Below are 18,501 nucleotides of genomic sequence, written 5' to 3'. Positions count from 1 at the left end.
TGGGATATACCAAGGGTTTTTGTAAATAATATGATTGTTTAACAATAATCTTAGGAGGGATATTATGCCACAGAATCAGCAAGGAAAAGGGAATATGGGAACTAATATGAAATCGGGAACGAATCCACAAAAAGTAAAACAACAAATACAAAGTGATGTTAGCCATGGACAGGGAGCGATGACTTCGCGTGAGGCAGGAGCAATGCGTGATTAAAAAACTACTTTAAGTGGTTTTTAAAAGCAGTGAATTCATTTGAACAATAATGAAAACTTGTAAAAAGTGAACCGACCATTTCTGATTGGTTCATTTTTTGCATTTAATTGTTATATCTGTAATCGCCATACACTTCGAACTCAAACGTTTTTTTTGAGGTTCGATCGTTATTATATCGTTCGGATAAGTGTTTCTTAATGTTAGATCGTTTAATCGATTGTTAAACTTTGATTTTGTATTGTACATATTTTTTCTCCTTCATTGAACGAAATTTACAAAGTAGAAGTTATATAAATTATTAAGAATAGTTAATAGTGTATATTTATTATAAGTCTTAAATAAATATTCAAATAGTGTAATTTTCACCAATACTACTTGCAAAAATTCGTCTAATGCAATGTCATCTTTTAAAACCTTCATTTGCATCGGCATGTCAAAAGTTTTGTCTAATTAAAATGGGAGGTTATTAGAGCAAAGGAGACGCACCAAACTTTAGTAATAAAATAAATTTGCAATTATTAGAAATATAATAGATACGATTATAAATGTAATGATCATATATTCAATAAACCTTATTGCTTTTGGTTTGTTCAAAGTCTATTATTTTGTTGAAGTTAATAATATTCCACAATCTATAAGTGAACCTTTTTTTCAATTAAATAATTAGGTTAAAAATGGTTGATTTTAATCAATATTCTATATCATTCTTTTTTGAAAAAGGAGAGATACCAAGTAATCTAGAATAATTAATGTACAAGGAGAAACTAGTGAGATGGAGGGAGAAATTATATTGAATCGTAAGTTTACTATCTGTTAAATAAATTGAAAATTCTGGATTTTACACGTCTTTTACCGGGTCCCTATGCAACTATGATTCTAGTGGATTTAGGTGCAGAAGTATTACGAATCGAATCTCCATATCATCCCGACTTATTATAAACTTCACCTCCATAAGATGGGGACCAATCCGCCGCACATCAAACGATTAATCGCTCTAAAAGCTCTATTACCCTTGATTTAAAAAGCCAAGAAGGCACTGAAATAAACTACAAGCTAGTAAAGGAGTACGATATTGTCATTGAACAATTTCGACCAAGTGTGCTGGAAAAGCTGGGCTTAAGTTATGAGCAATTAAAGAAAATAAATTCGAAACTAATTTACTGTTCAATTACAGGTTATGGTCAAACAGGTCCGTATCGAAATCGAGCGTAATGTGTCATCCCCACTTTATCTATAAAAATCGTGGTTTTTATGGGAATTGATTTTTCGTAAAAAGTAAAATTTGATCAAAATTTACTTTTTCAGTGGCCTCAGTAAAAGAAAGGGGGCTTTTAGTAAACGTCCAAAAAAATGACGGTACAAATCAATTGCAAATTGGTTCACCTTTTAAATCGTCAGTGTTTTTTATCAACATGTTGGGGTGAAACCTGGTACGAATACAAAAGAGGTTTTATTAAATTTAGGATATGGTGATCAAACAATTAATCAATTCATTGAAAAAGGAGTTATTAGGTCAACTGATTAAATCTAAATTATTTAATATGGGGGTAAGCAAATGAGTTTTGGAAATGTATTATCGTTAAACGCACAAAGGCACCCAGATAAATTAGCATTAGTCTATCAAGACCGTACATACACATACAAGGAATTTAATAAGATGGTTAATCGTTTTGCATGGGGATTACAGAAACTAGGTTTAAAGAAAGGTGAAAAACTAGCTCTTATGATGGCAAACTCTGACTTATTTGTGATTAGTTATTGTGCTGCTGTAAAAGTAGGAGCTGTTGTTGTTCCAATTAACTTCCGGCTTGTTTCTCGAGAGGTTGAATATATTTTAAAACAGTCGGATAGTGTTTTTGTTGTTTGTGATTCAGAACTAGAAAAAGTCGTTTTAGATGCTTCAAAGTCCTCATCGAAAGTAAGAAATATCATTACTGCTCCTTTAGCTTCATCACCGAATTGTTTAAGCTTCTATGATGTGTTGACTTCAATTGACGAAGATCCCCAAGTAGAGATTTCAGGAGACGATGATTTTCATTTGCTATATACTTCAGGTACGACTGGACAACCAAAAGGTGCGCTTTTCGATTATAAACGAATTGAAAAGCTCATAAATGGATTGAGTGCGGTAATGGGACAAAGCTGTCAGGATCGGCTTTTACATGTTGCTCCATTATTCCATTGTGCTCAGCTCGTAATCTTTCTATTACCAGGTTTATATTTAGGTATGACAAATATAATTCAGCGAGATTTTAATCCGTTAAATGTTTTAAAGGATATCGAAAAATATAAAATTACTTTATTTTTTGGTGTTCCTACAATGTATAACTATTTACAGCAAGTTCCAAGTGTTGACCAATATGATCTTTCTTCAATAAAAAGATGTGCATACGGCGCAGCGCCTATGCCCACTGAAATCTTAATGAAAAGCATGAAATTATTTAATACAAATCAGTTTTTCAGTTTATGCGGTTTAACAGAAGGGGGACCTACAGGGTTTTATCTTTCTCCAGAAGATCATGAGCACTATTTAGGAAAAACAGGAAAAACACCTTTACTCTATACAATTATTAAAGTAGTTAATAAGCAAAATGAAGAAGTTTTACCTGGTGAAGTTGGTGAATTGATCTTAAAAGGTGAAACAATCATGAAGGAATATTATAAAAAACCGAAAGAAACAGCAGAAACGATTAAAGACGGTTGGCTCTATACAGGAGATTTAGCAGTAGTAGATGAAGAGGGATATATAACGTTAGTTGACCGTAGTAAGGATATGCTAATTTCTGGTGGAGAAAATATTTATTCAGTTGAAATTGAAAACGTTCTATATGAGCATACTGCTATTTTAGAAGCAGCAGTGATCGGTACGCCTGATGCTAAATGGGGGGAGGCCGTAACGGCGATTATGGTATTAAAACCAAATCATCGTACATCTCTTGAAGAGATTCAAGCTTTTTGCCGTGAAAGAATGGCAGGGTATAAGATTCCTAGAGTTGTTGAATTTATCGATCAACTTCCTCGAAACGCATCTGGGAAAGTTCAGAAGTTTATCTTACGAGAAATGTATTGTAGCACAAATTCAAAATAGAAATTAAAAAGAGCTCAAACTTTAAATTTGAGCTCTTAATTTTGGTTCTTAATAAAGACCAGTTGTATAAAGTGAAGTGATTGTTTTTGCAATTTCTTCAATGGTATAATGCTGTTCTTTTCGAACGATTTCCCATAAGTACATCTCATTTGTAAAAAACCAAGCACGCGCGACTAGTTCGTGATTTAGTTCTTTTCTTGCTAAACCTGTTTCTTGTGCATATTTAACATCAATCGAGATGCGATCAATAAACTTTTCACGAATCGTTTTCCATTTGTCTGAGATGATTTCAGATACTCCGATAGCTTGTTCAAAAATTTGCATCATATTGCGCTCATCTTCTGCCATTTTTAGAAAAGAAGTAGCTTGTTTATAAATAATCGATTCAGCGGATTCTTTCGTTTCAGGAAAAAAGTGAGTTTCGGCAATTTCATAAAATCTTTCCATTACATTTTCCATTAACACAATTAAAATCTCTTCTTTACCTTTAAAGTGTACATAAGCTGTTCCGTAGCCAATATCAGCTTTTTTTATCATTTGTGTTATAGTCGCCTTTTGAAATCCTTCTTCAAGAAATACTTCTTTAGCAGCTTCTAGAAGTTTTTGTCTTGTCATTAATGAACGTAATTGACGCTTAGTTTCTACTTTGTCATTACTCATACTATGATCCTCCAACATATGTTACTTCTAGCATAAAGGTAAATTTATAAAAATGAAAGAAATCTTAAGTAAGATTAACATAAAACCAGCTATTTATAAGTAAAATTTTTTATTATCAGAATATTTGACATTATGTCATTGACATGATGTCAGTTATTTTGATATGATTTTTTCACAATATATTTAAATAGTAGATTGATAGAGGAGGAACATTATGAATACGAAAGTTACAGAAATAACATTAGAATACGCCCAAAAAATGGACAGTCTTGATTCACTGAGACAGTATAGAGATGAGTTTTACTTAAATCCTGAATCAATCTATATGGATGGTAATTCATTAGGTCTACTTTCAAAAAGAGCTGAACGTACATTACTAGAATCATTGGAAGATTGGAAGAACTATGGAATAGATGGTTGGACAAATGGAAATCATCCTTGGTTTTTCATGGCTGAAAAATTAGGAGAAAAATTAGCTCCTTTAGTTGGTGCTTCATCTGAGGAAGTAATTGTAACCGGTTCCACGACGGTCAATTTACATCAATTAGTAGCTACTTTTTTCCAACCGGATGGGAATAGAAAAAAGATATTAGCTGATGAGCTTACATTCCCATCAGATATATATGCCCTTCAAAGTCAACTACGTATTCATGGATTAGATCCTGAACTAGATCTAATTTGCGTAAAAAGTAAGGATGGACGCTATTTAGAAGAGGAAGACATTATTAATGCAATGACGGAAGAAATTGCCTTGATAATTTTACCAACAGTTTTATACCGCAGTGGTCAAATTTTAGATATGAAGCGCTTAACTGAAGAAGCTCATAAACGAGGAATTTTAATCGGTTTTGATGGTTGCCATTCAGTTGGATCAATTCCACATTCTTTTAGTGAGTGGGATGTTGATTTTGCTTATTGGTGTAATTATAAGCACTTAAATGGTGGACCAGGTGGTGTAGGTGGATTATTTGTTAATCGTAAACATTTTGGTACATTGCCAGGACTTGCAGGTTGGTTTGGTTCTAGAAAAGATAAGCAATTTGATATGGAACACACGCTAACTCCTGCGGAAACTGTTGGAGCTTTTCAAATCGGGACTCCACATGTATTAAGTTGTGCACCATTAATCGGATCCTTGGAGATTTTTACAGAAGCTGGAATTGATGCGATTCGAGAAAAATCACTTCGAATAAATCAATTTTTAATGGATTGTATTGAAAAAGAATTAGCAGACATGGGATTCTTCATTGGATCTCCTAGAGAGGATGCACGACGAGGAGGACATGTAAGTCTAGAGCATGAAGAAGCAGCACGTATTTGTAAGTCATTGAAAGAAAATGGTATTATTCCTGACTTTAGGGCACCAAATATTATTCGTCTGGCTCCAGTGGCACTTTACACTTCTTACGAGGAAGTTTGGGAAGTTGTTCAAACACTTAAGAAAATAATGACTGAAAAACAATATGAAAAATTTAAAAATGAACGTGAGGTGGTAGCGTAAGTTTTATTTGGCTATTTAAGGGGACAAGGGGATGAAATCATGAAGAAATCCACAACTAATTATAAAATTGAAAACGAGCAAGAAAAAGGTTTAAAAAGGGAGTTGAAAACTAATCAACTAACGATGATTGCAATGGGATGTGCGATTGGGACGGGGTTATTCCTTGGAAGCGGACTAGCAATAAAAACTGCCGGTCCAAGCGTATTACTTAGTTATGCAGTAGGTGCATTTATCGTTTTACTGCTCATGGGGTGCTTAGCTGAAATGACTGTTGCACATCCTACTAGCGGTTCATTTGGAACAATTGCTGAAAAATATATACATCCTATGGCGGGATATCTTGTTCGCTACTCATATTGGGTGGCACAAGTACTTGCTGTTGGAGTAGAGGTAAGTGCAATTGCAGTCTATATGAAATTTTGGTTTCCAACTGTACCTGGAATCGTTTGGATCACCTTTTTTGCTGCAGTATTAATCTATATAAATGCAACAAGTGTTAATACATTTGCAACATTTGAGTATTGGTTTTCAATGATTAAAGTAAGCGCGATTGTTGGATTTATCCTACTTGGATCGTATGTCTTGTTTGGTTCATCTAACCATGGAAATATAAGTGTAGAGAACTTAACAAATGATGGAGGATTTATGCCATTTGGCTGGTGGGGCATGTGGGTAGCCGTCTTTATATCATTATTTAGTTTTCTAGGAACCGAAATGATAGCGGTTACAGCCGGTGAAGCGAAAGAACCTGATATTGCTGTTCCGAAAGCTCTTAAAGCAACAGTTTTTCGTTTATCAATTTTTTATGTATTAACAATTGCAATCATGCTCATCATCGTTCCATGGAAATCAGCAGGGGTTGATGAAAGTCCGTTCGTAAAGGTGATGGAAATAGTAAATATCCCTTTTGCATCAGGACTTATGAACTTTATTATTTTAACGGCAGCTTTGTCAGCGATGAATAGCCAATTATATGCTTCAACCCGTATGGTATATTCACTTTCAAAAACTAATCATGCGCCAAATATTTTAGGAAAAGTAAGTAAAAAAGGTGTTCCGGTAAATGCTCTTGCAGTTTCAACTATTGGTATTGTAGTTGCTGGAATCGTAAATGCAGTATTACCAGATTCCTCATATGCATTTATGATGGGTATTTCAATGTTTGGTGCTATGTTTACTTGGATGACAATCTTTGTTTCGCATCTATTTTTTAGAAGGAAGTGGGAAAAAGCAGGCGGTCGAAAATTACCGGTAAAAATGATCGGTTTCCCATACTTCACAATTTTAGGAGCAATTTTATTGTTGGGTTTAACGATTACTTCTTGGTTTACTGGCTTTAAGATTATGCTTCAATTCGGTATACCTTGGTTAATTGTATTATCTGTGGCTTACTTTTTTATAAATAAAAATAAGGGTCAGAAAATTCAACGTAACGAAGCAGTTTTTAAGCAGAAAGTAGATAAATTTTAGTATAAATCTGGTATAAAGGGGTGTCTCTCGTTTTTGCGACACTCCTTTTTAATTTAAAGATTATTTACAGAAAAGAGAGGAGAAAATAATTAAAGTGCAGAATTTTGTTCATAGGATTCATTTATGTTAGTAAGAGATATTAGATATTCGAATGGAGTTGAATGATCATTAATAGTAAAGTAGAACTTGAAAATTTATCAATTGCGTATAAAGATCAAGGCAAAGGGAAGCCAATCGTTTTAATTCATGGCTTTATGGGAAGTCATGCATATTGGGAAAAAGTAATTCCAAAGTTGGCAGAGGATTATCGTGTGATAGCAGTTGATTTACCAGGACATGGAGACTCTACAGCTATAAAAGAAGAGCATTCAATTGAAGATTACGCAGATGTGTTGAAAGATTTCTTAGATCAACTAAACATAAAGCAAATAACGTTGTTTGGCCACTCATTAGGAGGCTATATTACACTTGCATTCGCTGAAAGATATTCTAATTACATAAATGGATTTTCATTAATCCACTCTACTGCATATCCAGATAGTGAAGAAGCAAAAAAAGGTAGAGTATCAACTAGTGAAAAAGTGAAAAATGAAGGAGTGAAAAACGTAGTGGACGGATTAATTCCTAAACTTTTCTCTCCAAAAAATATCCAAACTAATAGTTCAGAGATAAATCAAGCAAAGCAAATAGGGTATAAAACTTCAGTAGTTGGCACAGTCAATGCACTAGTAAGCATGAAAAATAGACCCGACCGAAATCATGTCCTTAACGATACAAGTTTACCTGTACTTTTACTTGCAGGTAAAGACGATCAGATTATACCACCTGAAAAGACTTTTTCAGTCGAAAAAGAAAATATTAAAACTGTTACTTTAAACAATGCAGGACATATGAGCATGTATGAGTCACCTGAAGAGTTAATTAATGAAATGAAGAATTTTTTAAGTTCGTTTTAAAAATAAATTATGAAATATAAAAACGTCGGATATAAAAGCCCGACGTTTTTTCAGAGTGTTGAAATATAAAGACGTCAATAGGGAAAACGGACTTTAAATGAACATTTATAATGATAAAATTAGCATTCTTTGAATGATTTTTTAATGATTTTAAATGTTAATATGTTTGAGCAATTTTATTATTTCAATAACAATAGAATTGATTTTTTTAGACGTTAAAAATATTATAAGCTTTTTTTAGAAAACAAATTCGATTGTTTAGTTTAATAAATGTTCAATATTAATTGATCTACAATCTGATTAAAGTTAGATTACTCTAAGGAAAGGCTATTTGATTAGGGTTTATCGCAGACATTTTTAGATGAATAAGTTGATTGGAATGGAGGGATGCTCGACTCCTATGGGATAAGCGGGAAGGCTGAGACCCCACAGGCTTGCCGAGGAGGCTAAAGAATCTCGCCCCATGGAAAGCGAGCATCCTGTAATGGAAATCAACATCACTCTACTCCTTTCACGAAAATTTGATAATTAATTGACAAGGTAGTTTTTCAACAGCATGTAAAAACGTCGGATATAAAAATCCGACGTTTTTTCTATCCTTTATTGAATGTTTAAATCCTTCAAAATATCTTCTAAAGTTTCACCTTTAATTTTCTTTTTACCTTTTGGAACGTCTTTGACATCAGGGTTTGGCGTTAAATAATTCTTTTGAATAAAACTCATATCCTTTGCGTCAACAATCCCATCGAAATTGATATCAGCTGCACGCTTGTTAGTGCCCCAATATGTTTTAATATAATCCGCATCTAATACATCGATTACATCATCGTTATTTACATCTCCACCCATAACTGGTGCATATAAAATGTAAGATAAACGACCAACAATATCACCATTCATTTGATCATATAAATCATTAACTGATACATGACGATCGAAATGTCCTGGTATTTTAATTGTTAAATCGTAATCTTCATTTGAAACTGGAATATTTTTAATAAAGTAACGTGAACTACTGTTAAATTCTCCTGTATAAGTCCTTCCATTTTTTGAAATCAATTTTAAACTCATTCCAGCTTTTGAAAAATCTTTCTTGTAGTCTAGCCAGATACCATTATTATCTAAAAATCCATCTGCAAGAATACCCCCTTCAAGTTGAGAGTATGTTGGAACAATATTTATACCTTGGCCAAAACCTTGAATTGTCGTAGGTGCTTGATTTAAAGAAAATGCTGTAGATTTTGTTATATCAATATTCTGAATCCATTTTATATAGGTGCTTGGTTTTTCCTTCACTTTAAAACTAATATCGATTAATGGCATAGCAGTTTGAATCGGTTGTATTGATTCACCTGTTAATTGAGTATTAAGAGTTATTTTACTTGCAGTTTGCTCAATTAGTTTAAGATCAGCATTTAAACCATGTGACTTAGCATAATCAGTAAAATCTTTATTTAAAGTTATATTTGCAATGTCATATGTTGATGAAGGGAATGCTAATGTAAATTCCCCACCAGTTAAATCTTTAATATTATGTGCACTTAGTGATAGGGTTACATTTTCACCATATTTTACATCATTTTTGTTCGCTACAAGTTTCGTATAAGGAAGTCCTTTTTTAACAAGGGTGTATGAGAAATCTGGATGATCTTGCATACCGTTTTGTGCATAGTCACGTTCGTTAAGTGTATACTTTGTTACATCTTTACCATCTAATAGACTAGTCTTAAATTGAAAGTCACCATTTTTTTCAATTGATAATGGGGTAGTAGAATATTTCGTTTTATTAATAAGGTTGATCATATTAGATGACTGATCCCAGTAAAAACCGTTCTGATTCATAATGGCTACTTGCTCATCATAAATATTTCCTTTTACAGTCATACCATCTTCAGTAACTTCGTATACTCCACCTGGTTGTTGCATTTTAACAACAGGGTTCGTATTTTCAATGAAAAATGTATCAGACTTTTTAAATGTTTTACCTTCTCTGTTAGTAGCGATTAGTTCTAGTTCATATTTTCCTGGAGGAGCAAGCTTTTTTGAATAAGCTATTGGATGATCCTTATGTTCAGTAAAAGGAAAATATAATCCATTAAACGGGGATTCAACTACAAAAGGTATGTCCTCAGTGAAAAGTCCTTCAAATGCATCAAAAAGGCCCAGCGCTTGTCCAGTTTTTGCATCTTTTAATACAAAATCTACTGTTTCCATTGAACTATTTAATGCAAATTCAATACCTGTTCCGTATGGGAAACTATTATTTAAATCACGTCGTGTTGTAAATGCATCTTCAAATGCGTTAATTTTATTAATACCTTCAGCTAAATGCTTGAAGCCAAATGGTAATTGATAAACTTCATCAGGATTACTATTGTTTGTAATATAAACATATCCCTCGTAGTTACCGAATTCAGCAGATGCAGGGATATGAATCATAGGATTAATTTTTACCGTTTTGTTTGCATTAACTGTAACGGTAGAAGGAACATCTAGTGAAATATTGTTAGTTGAAGCATCTTTAGAACCTTTTACATTTTTATTAAATTTAATTTCTAGCTTAAATGTTTTCTTATTGTTACTATTGTTTGTTATAGAAACCACTCGTGAATCTGTTTTTGCTTTACCTGCAGTTACTTGAGGCCCAAAGCTTAATGCACCTGTAACATCTGGTATTGGTATATCTTTTCCATCTTTTGTGGTAATTGCATGATCTAGTACTTTAATACGCACGTCAGAATGCGCTGCTTCATATACATCAATTCTTCCAGCACCGACTTCAAATACACTGTAATCTTTTTTCAGCTTATCCGCGGTATTCATTAAAGCTGCTTTAACATCTTCAGGTTTGTATTCTGGATGTTCTTGTAGAAGAAGGGCAGCAGCTCCAGCAACGTGTGGAGAAGCCATTGATGTACCTGATGCACTCATATATGCATTCTTATAATCAGTTAAATGCTCTGCTCCGTTTACATAAGCTGGTACGCTTGAGAATACAGCAACTCCTGGTGCAGTCACTTCTGGTTTAATATCATAAAATCTGTTAGAAGGACCACGTGAACTAAAATCAGCTAATGTATCCCCACCAGTTTTCATTTCTCCAATTGAGTTTAAAGTAAATGTAGCATTTCCTTGTTTTACTCGATTTACAACTTTTAGTCCATCTTCATTTGTAAGTGAAAATGAAGGGATAAAGTCAAAGCCGTTTCCAAGATAATGAGGAATTTGACCTTCTGTCGGGTTATTATTATACATTATTACTGCTTTTGCACCGTGTTTCTTTGCAAGTATTACTTTTTCATTTAAGCTAAGGACTCCACGTTCGATTAGAGCAATTTTTCCATTAACATCTTTGCCACTATAATCACTTTCACTATTTCCTAGGCCAACAAATACGATTGGAAGAGATTGGTTTTTAAAAGTATTTATGTCATCATCATAGCTCTTTGCAAGTAGTTTTAAATTTGTTAACGATAGAAGAGTATCATTCGAACTAACCGTACCAATAGCTGTAGGGATTGTCATTGAAAAATCACTCGCTCCAACTGTAATAGCAAGCGGAGAAGTTCCAGGTGAACCAAGTGAATATAGGTCACTTCCTGAATTTCCAGCTGAAATTACTGCTGTCGTACCAGCCAATGTAGCATTATTGATTGCAATCGAATTTGGATCAAGGGGGTCATTATGATCAGATCCAAGTGATAGATTAATAACATCCATTCCGTCTGCTACTGCTTTGTCAATGCCAGCGATAATATTACTAGTGTAGCCTGAACCGTATGGGCCAAGCACTTTATACGCATATAATTCAACTCCAGGTGCAACACCAGTAACTGCATAATCTGTTTTATTCTTACCTTGTCCTGCAATCGTTCCTGATACATGAGTTCCATGGAAAGTGTAGTAAGTTGAGCCACCAAATGGACTGATTTCAGGTTGTGCTGATTTTTTCCAATCGTCGTAAGTTGTTTCCATTGGATCGGAATCGTTATTCACAAAATCGTATCCGCCTTTATAAATATCTTTTAAATCTGGATGATTATAATCAATTCCAGTATCAATTACAGCAACTTTTACGCCTTTACCAGTAATACCTTCTTCATGGAGTTTTGTTGCACCGATATTTTCAGTACTATCTACTGCAGGGGAAAGACTACCTGACTCAGTTTTTTGAACCTCTGAAGGAGATGAATCAATCTTGATTACTTTATCTTCAATCACTGCTTTTACTTCATCCATCGCAAGAATAGTATGTACTTCATTTGCCGGTACAGTCATCGCAACACCATTGAATGCTTGACGGTACTCTTTACGAATTTGAATAGCTGACAAGTCCTTTTTTTCTTGTCTAATTTTATTTTTAAAAGTTTGATGAGATTTTTCCACTTTATTTTTTGCATCGTCTAAAGAGACTTCAATTCCGTTTTCTTCGTTATTCTTAACTTCCGTTTTAGCAGGATCTTGTGCGAATTGAACAATGATGTTTACAGGATTATTACTTGTTGTATTAAGGTTAGGTGATAAATATTTTTCTTTATCTGACGAATCAACACTGTTATGTACTCGGTTACGATCCTCTTTTGATAAATTTTTTAAATAATCTTCTACGTTATAAATGTCACCTTGTGAAATTGAACCAACTGAAGCAAAAGTGTGACTAGAAAATAGCAAACTAGCTGCTATAAAACTAGTAGAAACAACTTTGAGTGGCACTATAAAATTGCTTTTCAATAAAAAACACCCCTTTAAATTAAGTTTAAGGAATTATCCTTATATTCTAATTATTGGTAATATTTAACAACCAGTCAATTGGGTTATTTTTCTCTTATAAGATCAACGTTTTTCCCACTAAAGAATAAAATTCTGCTAATTTATTAAGAAAATTGTGTAAATATTAACTAATTAAGGTTATTTTTCACGTTAATTATACGCTTGTTCAAAAAATTGGTAATAAATAGCATAATTTTTCTGCATTTAACAAATTTTAAATAGTATTAAATAAATGACTTAGGTGATTGATATGCGATTGGGTTATCCAAAGAGAAGTAAAGAATCAATTGAAGTTAAAACTCCAGTTGTTTTATCATCCGAATTACAAAAAAATTTACAAAATATAAAAAGTGAACTGCAATATTGTGCAGATTTAATTGTTAGAGAGTTTGAGGCTGGGGAATCGAAAAAAAGAAAAATGGCTCTAGTACATTTGCAAGGCATTTCAAATGGTGACGCGATTAGTCAATTTATCGTTGATCCAATTCTACATAAATGGAAAAACTCGAATTTAGATAGTTTAAACGATATTAATTTTTTCAATGAAATGAAAGAGAATACGTTTGATGTTCCACAAGTAAAAACTGAAAATGAATGGAATAACATAATGATGGCAGTGTTAAATGGTGACACAGCAATTTTTATTGATAATCAGCTTAAGGTATTGCTAATTGATACAAAAAGTGGGCAATTCCGTTCCGTCTCAGAATCAACTGGGCAAACGATTATTCGAGGTCCAAAAGATAGTTTCACTGAATCAATCGCAACGAATATGTCACTTCTTCGTTATCGACTTCGAAGTGCTCAATTTAAAATGGAAATAATTAAAGTTGGCGATGTTACGAATACGAGTGTAGTCATTTCTTATCTTGATGACAAGGTTGATCAAGATCTTTTGCATAATTTAAAAGAAAGACTAAAGAATTCCCAAGTGAATGGAGTTTTGGAATCAATAAATATTGAATATCTAATTGAATCAAAACCCTTCAGTCCATTTCCAACTGTCTTGGACAGTGAAAGACCTGATGTAATTGCCGCAAATTTATTAGAAGGTAAAATTGGAATTATCGTAGATGGTAGTCCAATAGGGTTAGTACTTCCAGCTACTTTACCTATGTTTTTCCAATCTCCTGATGATTATAATCAACGATATATAGTTGGAACCTTTTTACGATTATTAAGATTTACAGCATTTTTTACATCATTATTAGTTTCAGCTTTGTATCTTGCATTAATTACACACCATCGTTCAATGATCCCAACACCACTATTAGTTAGTCTTGCAGCTCAAAGAGAAAGTGTACCATTTCCTGCGATCGTTGAGTTATTACTAATGGAATTTGCATTTGAAATTATTAGGGAAGCGAGTATTCGTAGTCCAAGAGTCCTTGCATCAACTGTAGCAATAGTTGGAGCACTTGTAATAGGCCAAGCTGTTGTACAAGCGGGAATTATATCTACTGCAATGATTATCTTTGTTTCAATTACTGGTATTTCAAGTTTTACTCTTCCTTATTACAGTGTTGCTTCATCTGCACGACTACTCAGATATTTATTTATTTTAAGTGCAGGAGTTGCAGGATTGTATGGAATTGCATTAATGTTTTTATTTTGGCTAGTTCATTTAAATACGATCGATTCATTTGGAGTGCCATACTTAATGCCAATATCTCCATTATCAATCAGAGATAATGAAGATAATTTTATCCGTTTACCTTGGAAAAAATTAAAGACTTCAAGTAAAGACTTTGTACCAGATTCAACACGAACAAGAAAACAACAAAAAACTAAAAACGGTGAAGATAATGAATCGTAATCTTAAATTAAAGTTAATCATGTCTATTTGTTTGCTACTTTCAGGGTGTAACAATTATATGGAGCTAAATAAAATTTCATTTATTACAGGATTAGGTGTCGATTGGACTGATAAATCCAATTTTAAGGTTACTTTACAAGTTATTAATCCAACTGATTTAGCTACCGGTCAAAATGGTGGTGGCAATTCTTCACCAGTCATTCTTTATACAAGTACTGGGAAAACATTATCAGAAGCAATTCGAGAAGCAGGTAAAAAAATAACGAAGAATAAGGACTTTACCCATGTCGGTTTAACTGTAATAGGAGAGACTGCAGCCAAGCATGGTATAGAAGAAATAGTAGACGCGATTATTCGGGAACCGAGGGTCTCTGCTTTTATGTCTGTTCTTGTAGCTAAAAATTCATCAGCTGAACAAATATTAAATACAATGACACCTATTAATAAAGTTTCATCAGCAGAAATGGTTTCAAAAATACAAAATGTTAATTTTTCATTAGGTGAAAGCGTCAATCCAAATGTATATGAATTAGGAGAAGATCTTACCTATTCAGGGAAAGAGATTGCGATTAGTGGAGTTGAAATTGTTAACGGAAATAAAGAAAAAAATACGTTAAATAATTTACAAACGATGCAGCCAGCCCAAACTAAAATCGATGACTTAGCTTTATTTCGAGATAGTAAACTAGCAGGATGGATCTCCGGACGAGATGTAAGAGGCATCTTAATGGTATTGGATAAAATTAAACAAACAAATTTTGCAGTGCCTTGTGGAAATAATAAATATAGTTCACTACGTCTACATGCTCAACGTATAAAAACGAATGTGAAAGTTAAAGGGGATATTCCAATTATTCATATTGATAATACTCTCCTTACATTACTTGATGAAACGGGTTGTTCGGTAAATATTGAAAGTGTTCAAGAGTTAATAAAAATTGAAAAACAAGCTGGTTTAGTAGTTAAACAACAGATTGAGCATAGTATTAAATCTGCTCAAAACTATAAAAGTGATGTCTTCGGATTCGGAGATATGATACATACTAATGATCCTAAAAAATGGAAACAACTTAAAAGCCATTGGGCAGATGATTTCGCAAAAGCAAAAGTAAATGTGAAAACAACTGTCATTATTAAACGAAGTGGCTTACTAGGAGATCCTGTTATTATGAAGAAGAAATAAGGTGATGTAATGCAAAATATGAAATTTAATTCAGAGCAATTATTTAGTTTATTAGCAATTTATTTAATAGGTAGTGCTGTAGCGGTTGATCCTGCACAAGATGCTGGAAGGGATGCTTGGTTAGCAATCTTGATTAGTCTTTTTTGCGGATTAATCTTATTAAGCTTATATTTGGGAATCTATAAAAATAATCCGTCTAATTCACTAATTAAGTGCTTTCAAACAGCGTGGGGAAAATATATAGGCAACTTCATTGGCGTATTATATGTTGTTTATTGTATTTATATTGCATCGAGAGTTATGAGGGATTTTGCAGAGCTTATTTTAACCGTTGCATTAGATAATACAGGTTTATTTACAATTTCGATGTTAATGATGTTTCTTTTAATTTATACTGTGATGAAAGGTTTTACAAGCTTTGCTAGAACGGTTTGGGTTTGTTTTTTATTAAGTGGTATTATGGTTTTTATCCTCATTTTTTCACAATTATTAACTGGATTTTTAAATTTTTCCCATTTAAAACCCTTCCTTGAATACGGATGGAAACCAGTTTTAAAATCAGTCTTTCCAACAACTGTAACTTTTCCATTTGGAGAGTCAATCGTATTTTTATTATTGTTACAACATTATGATCAGCCAAAAAATGCACATAAAATGAGCTATTTAGCAATGATCTATGCTGGATTCTTTCTAATCATATCGACAATCATACATATTGCTAATTTAGGTGAAATTATTTTTAAAGCTTCAACCTATCCAGTACTTTCAAGCGTATCATTAATAAACATTGGAGACTTTTTTACTAGATTAGAGTCACTAGCAGTAATCGTATTTGTAATTTTGGGGTTTATTAAAATATCAATTTTATTTTTTGGGGCAGTTATAGGGACGATGGAAATTTTCCATTTAAAAGAAAACTGGTTAATAACATTTTTAATCGGAATTATTATTATATGTTTTAGTATATTTACAACCGTATCTTATGCTCAGCATGTTCATATAGGACTTGATTTAGTCCCTAAATATCTTCATGTTCCGTTTCAAATTATTTTGCCATTCATTCTATTTGTGACTTTAAAAATCCAAAAAAAGTTATCTCTTTCTTAGATTCACAAACATTGTTAATCCAAAATAGAGAATGAAATAAATAATTAAAATTTTATCTAGAGTCATAAAACCAACCTTATTATAAGAAATCGCTAAAATTAAATAATGCAGATCAAAACCTTGTAATAATGTAAGCCCGTAAAATAACAAGAAACAAAAAAATGATAACAAAACAAAAATCAATATTTCTTTCATTCATAAAACTCCTTTTAATGAATATTATGAGAAATTTGAGGTTGTTTTACTCAATAAAAGATTCAATGTGCTAATTTCCGTATTTTTAATTGTAAAAGAAGTTGTGTGAGGTTGATTTCCCTTTAGTGGAGTTCAACCTCGCTAATCCCCCTTAACGATCATTAGGTATAAATCTCAAGAATATTTTTCACCAGCGTGATAATCCTGGGTTAAAATCTTTAGGATTTTTTTATTTGTACAGGTTTAATAAGTGTATAAAAATCATCAATTATTATTTGAAAAAGCTAGAAACTTATAACTAAGCTTATATAGAAAGAAGATAAATCATAAATTTTGAAAATTAAACAATTATTTTTTGAAAAAGTAAGAAATTTATTAGCAGAAAATAATTTACTTCCTAATTTATTTAGTAGATTAGCCGTCTCTAAACATGTACATATTCATAGATTAACAATGGATAAGTATTATTTGGGAGGTATTTTTTTGGACGCTTTTTTTAGTGAATTAGTAAAAAAAGTAATTGCAAATTACCCTTTAGAAGTAAAACATAAGTCTTTAGAATACATTGATGAAAAAAAAGCTGAGTGGCCCATTGATACTAATATCGGTGAAGTATTATTAAAGAAAGTTTCAATTGATGAAAGATATATAGAATTCATGATTTATGCAATTGACTATCTTAGAGATAATGGCGTATTTACACCAGAGGTATTAACAACTAAATTAGGTGAGGGTTTTGTAAAGAGGATAGATGAATATTTTATGTTATTTGAAGCTGTTAATGGGAGGAGACCAAATTTTGAGAGTGAAGATGATCTTATTCTGTTGATGAATGGAATCGCTTCTTTTCATAAAGCTTCAGTAGGCATAGAATTAACAACTGAGCAAGTTTCATCCATTCAATCAAATTGGAAAAATGATTTACAAAATAAATTTTTAAAATTAACAAAATGGAAAGAAGAAAGAGCTAAGTTAAAGCTTCAAAATGAAATCGATAAGCTGTTTTTAAAAAATATAAATATAGTTTTAATGCAATGTGAAAAAGCTTTAGCTATAGTTGATAAATATATTGTTGAAGTAGTTGAAGAGATAGCACAAACGAAAACATTATGCTATCAGAATTTTGATGTAAATGATCTTATAATTGGAGAAGATGGGAATTTATATTTCTTTAATATGAGTTCGTTAAAAATCGAATTACCGATTCATGATATGAGAAGAATTTTAAATATTATAATGAAAAAAGAAAAAAATTGGAATCCAAAGTTAATGAAGAAAATAATCATCGCATATCATGAAATTAATCCGTTAGCATGTTTGCAGTACCAGTTTCTAAAAGCTGATTTATTATTTCCTCATTTATTTTATGACCTATTTTCGGCACATTACGAAAATACGGAAGTAATAGGTGTTGATCCTATTCTAGTTTCAGAAATGAAAAAAATAATTACATTGGAATTAAGTAAGGAAAAAGTCATTTCTAGCGTCTTCATACAAACAAATGAAGAACCTTATCGACGATAAAACGAAAATCTTAAAAT

General features: G+C 32.4%; 11 protein-coding genes and 1 pseudogene. 10 read left to right on the top strand and 2 right to left on the bottom strand.

The genetic code is table 11. The features are described 5' to 3' along the window. The first annotated feature begins 64 nt into the window (after positions 1 to 64). From MY490_RS16205 to MY490_RS16195, 3 genes and pseudogenes are all read left to right on the top strand, one after another. Positions 65 to 214, top strand: a complete 150-nt coding sequence (locus MY490_RS16205; protein ID WP_176522518.1) for a hypothetical protein — start codon at positions 65 to 67, stop codon at positions 212 to 214. 870 nt (positions 215 to 1,084) lie between these two features. Next, a pseudogene (locus MY490_RS16200) lies at positions 1,085 to 1,426 on the top strand (CoA transferase). A gap of 343 nt (positions 1,427 to 1,769) precedes the next feature. Further along, on the top strand, positions 1,770 to 3,302 hold the full coding sequence (locus MY490_RS16195; RefSeq protein ID WP_248266607.1) for a class I adenylate-forming enzyme family protein: 1,533 nt from the start codon (positions 1,770 to 1,772) through the stop codon (positions 3,300 to 3,302). 48 nt (positions 3,303 to 3,350) lie between these two features. On the opposite strand, the gene MY490_RS16190 is transcribed toward MY490_RS16195, so the two are convergent. Further along, positions 3,351 to 3,962, bottom strand: a complete 612-nt coding sequence (locus tag MY490_RS16190) for a TetR/AcrR family transcriptional regulator (protein WP_248266606.1) — start codon at positions 3,960 to 3,962, stop codon at positions 3,351 to 3,353. 214 nt (positions 3,963 to 4,176) lie between these two features. Here MY490_RS16190 and kynU point away from each other — a divergent pair, with 214 nt between their 5' ends. From kynU to MY490_RS16175, 3 genes are all read left to right on the top strand, one after another. Next, entirely contained in the window at positions 4,177 to 5,463 is a 1,287-nt protein-coding gene (gene kynU, locus MY490_RS16185; protein ID WP_248266605.1) for a kynureninase, read from the top strand. Between the two features lie 39 nt (positions 5,464 to 5,502). Beyond that, a complete protein-coding gene (locus MY490_RS16180; protein WP_248266604.1) occupies positions 5,503 to 6,933 on the top strand; it encodes an amino acid permease in 1,431 nt (476 codons plus the stop codon). 161 nt (positions 6,934 to 7,094) lie between these two features. Further along, positions 7,095 to 7,889: an alpha/beta fold hydrolase gene (locus MY490_RS16175; protein WP_248266603.1), complete on the top strand. Its 795-nt coding sequence runs from the start codon at positions 7,095 to 7,097 to the stop codon at positions 7,887 to 7,889. Between the two features lie 600 nt (positions 7,890 to 8,489). Here the strand turns inward: MY490_RS16175 and MY490_RS16170 are convergent. After that, positions 8,490 to 12,620 carry a S8 family serine peptidase gene (locus MY490_RS16170; protein ID WP_248266602.1) on the bottom strand — a complete coding sequence of 1,377 codons (4,131 nt, stop codon included), beginning with the start codon at positions 12,618 to 12,620 and terminating at the stop codon, positions 8,490 to 8,492. A gap of 289 nt (positions 12,621 to 12,909) precedes the next feature. Here MY490_RS16170 and MY490_RS16165 point away from each other — a divergent pair, with 289 nt between their 5' ends. The 4 genes from MY490_RS16165 to MY490_RS16150 all read left to right on the top strand — a co-directional run bounded on the left by MY490_RS16165 (position 12,910) and on the right by MY490_RS16150 (position 18,484). Continuing rightward, the gene (locus tag MY490_RS16165) at positions 12,910 to 14,475 is read left to right on the top strand and encodes a spore germination protein (protein ID WP_248266601.1); all 1,566 of its coding nucleotides are present in this window, start codon (positions 12,910 to 12,912) and stop codon (positions 14,473 to 14,475) included. Between the two features lie 58 nt (positions 14,476 to 14,533). Continuing rightward, a complete protein-coding gene (locus MY490_RS16160) occupies positions 14,534 to 15,658 on the top strand; it encodes a Ger(x)C family spore germination protein (protein ID WP_248266600.1) in 1,125 nt (374 codons plus the stop codon). A gap of 9 nt (positions 15,659 to 15,667) precedes the next feature. Beyond that, on the top strand, positions 15,668 to 16,765 hold the full coding sequence (locus MY490_RS16155) for a GerAB/ArcD/ProY family transporter (RefSeq protein WP_248266599.1): 1,098 nt from the start codon (positions 15,668 to 15,670) through the stop codon (positions 16,763 to 16,765). A 678-nt stretch (positions 16,766 to 17,443) separates the two neighbouring features. Then, entirely contained in the window at positions 17,444 to 18,484 is a 1,041-nt protein-coding gene (locus MY490_RS16150; protein ID WP_248266598.1) for a CotS family spore coat protein, read from the top strand. The last annotated feature ends 17 nt before the right edge of the window (positions 18,485 to 18,501 follow it).

The sequence above is a fragment of the Gottfriedia acidiceleris genome (assembly GCF_023115465.1).
Lineage (GTDB): Bacteria > Bacillota > Bacilli > Bacillales > Bacillaceae_G > Gottfriedia > Gottfriedia acidiceleris_B.
The sequence above is the reverse complement of the archived record's forward strand: the minus strand, read 5'-3'. Positions and strand labels throughout refer to the sequence as shown.